This window comes from Candidatus Dormiibacterota bacterium (assembly GCA_036495095.1).
In the GTDB taxonomy this organism is placed as follows: Bacteria; Chloroflexota; Dormibacteria; order Aeolococcales; family Aeolococcaceae; genus CF-96.
On sequence record DASXNK010000033.1, the window covers coordinates 1 to 4,096 of the forward strand.

5 protein-coding genes are annotated in these 4,096 nt (G+C 69.4%); 3 read left to right on the forward strand and 2 right to left on the reverse strand.

Features of this window, described 5'->3' with window-relative positions; translation table 11 throughout:
- Positions 1–974 (forward strand): citrate/2-methylcitrate synthase (locus VGL20_03870; protein ID HEY2702808.1); only part of this gene is annotated, 974 nt, incomplete at its 5' end.
- On the opposite strand, the gene VGL20_03875 is transcribed toward VGL20_03870, so the two are convergent.
- Together VGL20_03875 and VGL20_03880 are read right to left on the reverse strand one after the other, a co-directional pair.
- Positions 917–1,822, reverse strand: a complete 906-nt coding sequence (locus VGL20_03875) for a mechanosensitive ion channel family protein (protein ID HEY2702809.1) — start codon at positions 1,820–1,822, stop codon at positions 917–919. The two genes, VGL20_03870 and VGL20_03875, sit on opposite strands and share 58 nt — an antisense overlap.
- Positions 1,823–1,829: 7 nt before the next feature.
- Entirely contained in the window at positions 1,830–2,468 is a 639-nt protein-coding gene (locus tag VGL20_03880; protein ID HEY2702810.1) for a 50S ribosomal protein L25, read from the reverse strand.
- A gap of 34 nt (positions 2,469–2,502) precedes the next feature.
- On the opposite strand from VGL20_03880, the gene VGL20_03885 reads away from it, so the two are divergent.
- Complete coding sequence (locus VGL20_03885) at positions 2,503–2,919, forward strand: cobalamin B12-binding domain-containing protein (GenBank protein HEY2702811.1); 417 nt, start codon at positions 2,503–2,505, stop codon at positions 2,917–2,919.
- A gap of 88 nt (positions 2,920–3,007) precedes the next feature.
- The gene (locus VGL20_03890; GenBank protein ID HEY2702812.1) at positions 3,008–3,967 is read left to right on the forward strand and encodes an IS481 family transposase; all 960 of its coding nucleotides are present in this window, start codon (positions 3,008–3,010) and stop codon (positions 3,965–3,967) included.
- Positions 3,968–4,096: the final 129 nt, after the last annotated feature.

Here is a 4,096-nt window from a genome sequence, read left to right on the forward strand (position 1 = left end):
TGGTGCACGAGAACATCAAGCGCTTCATGGACGGCTTCCACCACGACGCCCACCCGATGGGGATGCTGCTGTCGACGGTGGGCGCGCTCGCCACCTTCTACCCCGAGGCGACGCGCATCCACGACGCCGAGCAGCGGCGGATCTCGCTGTACCGGCTGATCGCCAAGATGCCGACCCTGGCGGCGTACGCCTACCGCCACTCCCGGGGGCTGTACTACGTGCGCCCCGACAACGAGCTCTCCTACGCCGGCAACTTCCTGAACATGATGTTCAAGATGGTCGAGCAGAGGTACCAGCCGGTGCCGGAGATCGAGCGCGCCCTCGACGTGCTCTTCATCCTCCACGCCGACCACGAGCAGAACTGCTCCACCAACGCGATGCGCTCGGTGGGCTCGGCCCAGCCCGACCCCTACTCGGCGACCGCCGCCGCCATCGCCGCCCTCTACGGACCGCTGCACGGCGGCGCCAACGAGGCGGTGCTGCGGATGCTCATGCGCATCGGCTCCACCGACCGCATCCCCGAGTTCATCGAGGGTGTGAAGGCGGGCAAGGAGCGGCTGATGGGGTTCGGCCACCGCGTCTACAAGAACTACGACCCGCGCGCCACGGTCATCAAGCAGATGGCCGACCAGGTGTTCTCGGTGACCCGTCCGGACCCGCTGCTCGACGTCGCCCTGGAGCTGGAGCGGATCGCGCTCGAGGACGAGTACTTCGTCAAGCGCCGGCTCTACCCCAACGTCGACTTCTACAGCGGGCTCATCTACCAGGCGCTCAACCTCCCCACCGAGATGTTCCCGGTGATGTTCGCCATCCCCCGCACCGTCGGCTGGCTGGCGCAGTGGGAGGAGATGCTGCTCGACCCCGAGCAGCGGATCGCCCGGCCCCGCCAGGTGTACCTCGGCGAGGCGCGCCGCAGCTACGTGGAGATGTCGGAGCGCGACGGCCGGGTGATGGCGGGGTCCACCGCCGGCTGAGCCGCGGTGGTGGCGGCGTAGAGCCGCTGCACCAGGTCGGCGGCGACGCTGTTCTCGTCGTTGCTGCGGTAGTCGAGCCAGTACCAGACCTGCAGGGTCACGCCGCCGTCGATCTCGAGCCTCGGCACCACCCGGGGCGGCGGCTCCTTGGCGATCCTGGAGGCCTCCTGCAGCTGGGTGCGGACGGCACGCAGCACCGCCTCGAGGTCGTCGCCCTGGGGAACCCAGACGGTCACGCTGTAGCGGCGCAGCGGGTACGCGCTGGAGTTGATCACGTTGCCGTTGAAGGCGCTGAGGTTGGGCATGACCGCCAGCCTCCCGTCGGCGGTCCGCAGGCCGGTGGTGCGCAGCTCGATGGTCTCCACGGTGCCGCTGAGGTCGCCCACGGTGATCACGTCGCCGATCCGGAAGGGCCGCTCGATGAGCAGGAAGATGCCGGCGAGGATGTTGCGCAGCAGGTCCTGGAGGGCGAGGCCGACGGCGAGGCCGGTCAGCCCGAGGGAGGTGACCAGGACGCTGAAGGAGAGCCCGAGCGCGCTGAGGCCGCCGAGCAGGGCGAGCACCAGGGTGGCCACGGTGAGCAGGTTGTGGATGAGGTTGCGCACCTGCCGGTCGGCGGTGGCGCGCACCAGGGCGCCGTTGACCGCCCCGCGGAACAGCCGGCCGGCGACGATGACCAGGGCGACGACGACCAGGGCGCCGATCAGGCGGCTGACCACCGGGCCGGCATCGAGACCGTCCGGGAGGTGGTCCTGGATGAAGCCACAGAGCGACTTCAGCAGCTGGTCGTCAGGGCAGCCGGCCGTGCTGGTGGTGGTGGTCGCCGCGAGCAGCCCGGTGGGCGTCACCGGCGGGTCAGGACTCGCCGGCCTCGGCCTCCCCGGCCGGCGCGGCCTCACCCGCTTCGGACACCTCGTCAGCCTCCTCGCGGACGCGGAGCGGCGCCACCTTGACGACCACCTCGGAGTCCTCGGCGCTGACCAGGGTCACCCCGTCGGGAAGGGTGAGGTCGCCGACGGTGATGCTGTCCTCGACCGCGCCCAGCCCGCTCACGTCGACGGTGATCTGCGGGGGCAGGTCGGTGGGCAGGCACTCGACCTTCACCATGTTGAGGGTCTGGAGCAGCGAGCCCAGATGCAGGTCGGTGACCGCGGGCGACTCGCCGACCAGCACCAGCGGCACCTCGGCGGTGAGCTTCTCGAGCAGGTTGACGGCGAAGAAGTCGACGTGCAGCGGCCGCCCGTTGCGAGGGTTGCGCTGGAGCTCGCGGATCAGGCACCGCCGCAGCGGCTGGCCATCGACCTGCAGGTCGACGAGGTGGGTGCGCCCCGCCCTCTGCCAGATGCGGTCGATCTCCTTGGCGTCGGCCTGGATGGAGACCGCGGTCTGACGGTGGCCGTAGACGACCGCGGGCACCTGGCCGGAGCGCCGGAGCGCGTTGATGTGGTGGCCGGCGGTGTCGCGCGGACGCGCGGCGAGGGACATGGAGGACATGGGCCGGAATGGTACCAAGTACAATCCCAGCCCGATGGCGACCAAGAAGATTCGCATCCTGACCGCCAAGGTCGGACTCGACGGTCACGACCGCGGCATCAAGGTGATCTCCCGAGCGCTGCGCGACGCCGGCGTCGAGGTGATCTACACCGGGCTGCACCAGACTCCCGAGATGGTGGTCGAGACCGCCATCCAGGAGGACGTGGACGGCATCGGCATCAGCCTCCTCAGCGGCGCGCACATGACCCTCTTCCCGGAGGTGCTGCGGCTGCTCCGCGAACGCGGCGCCGGCGACATCGTGGTCTTCGGCGGCGGGATCATCCCGGACGAGGACATCCCGCCCCTCAAGGAGATGGGGGTGAACCGCATCTTCGGCCCGGGCACCTCGCTCGACGACGTCGTCGGCTTCGTGAACGAGGCCTTCGGGGAGCGCGCCGCCGCCGGCGCCTAGCTGTACTGACCACGGACCTTGTTGACACAAGGGAGAGCCTCCTGGCTGAGTACGGATGTTCGACGTCCTACTCGGCAGGAGGCTCTCGGTGGTCCATCCTAAAGCTGCTCTCACGCCCCGTGGCCGCCTCATCCTGTGCCAGCGCATCGCCTCTGGCCGGGCCGTCGCTCATGTCGCCGAGGAGATGGGCGTCTCCCGTCCCACAGCCCACAAGTGGTGGCGTCGCTTCCGGCTTGAGGGCCCGCTCGGGCTGCTGGACCGGTCGAGCCGACCGCACTCGTCTCCCACGCGGACAAGCCCGCAGCTGGAGCACAAGGTGGAGCAGCTCCGTCGCTCGCTGAAGCTCGGACCGGTGCGACTCGGCGCTCGGCTTGGAGTGCCCGCCTCAACGGTTCACCGCATCCTCGTTCGCCGCGGCATCAGCCGGATCGCTTGGATGGATCGCCCGACCGGCCAAGTGATTCGTCGGTACGAGCGTGATCGTCCCGGCGAGCTCATCCACGTCGACGTCAAGAAGCTTGGCCGGATCCCCCTTGGTGGAGGCCACCGCTGGCTGGGTCGCACGGTCGGCATGGCCCACCGCCACGCCAACCCCGCCGGCTACGAATACCTCCACGCCGCGGTTGATGACCACTCTCGGCTCGCCTATGTGGAGATCGCCTCCGACGAGACCGGCTCGACCTCCGCCGCTTTCTGGCGCCGCGCCTCGCAGTTCTTCTCTGACCACGGCATCACGGTCGAGCGTGTCCTTACCGACAACGCTCTCGCCTACCGGCGGTCGCTCGCCTTCCGTGCGGCCGTGGCTGAGATGGGAGCCGTCCAGCGCTTCATCCGACCGCGCCGCCCCCAGACCAATGGCAAGGTCGAACGCTTCAACCGGACCCTGCTCGACGAGTGGGCCTACGTCCGCTTCTACCGCAACAACGACGACCGGGCGTCAGCCTTGCCGGAGTACCTGCACCTGTACAACCATCATCGGGCCCACACCGCGCTCGGCCTCCAGGCGCCCATCTCGCGCGTCAACAACGTCCCGGCTCATTACAGCTAGGCGCCGGCGGCGGCGCGCTCCCCGAAGGCCTCGTTCACGAAGCCGACGACGTCGTCGAGCGAGGTGCCCGGGCCGAAGATGCGGCTGACCCCCATCTCCTTCAGGGGCGGGATGTCCTCGTCGGGGATG

Bases quoted from the DNA above. Each gene is read 5' to 3' on its own strand.
- VGL20_03880 (HEY2702810.1), bottom strand. From the start codon at position 2,468: ATGTCCTCCATGTCCCTCGCCGCGCGTCCGCGCGACACCGCCGGCCAC.
- VGL20_03885 (HEY2702811.1), top strand. From the start codon at position 2,503: ATGGCGACCAAGAAGATTCGCATCCTGACCGCCAAGGTCGGACTCGAC.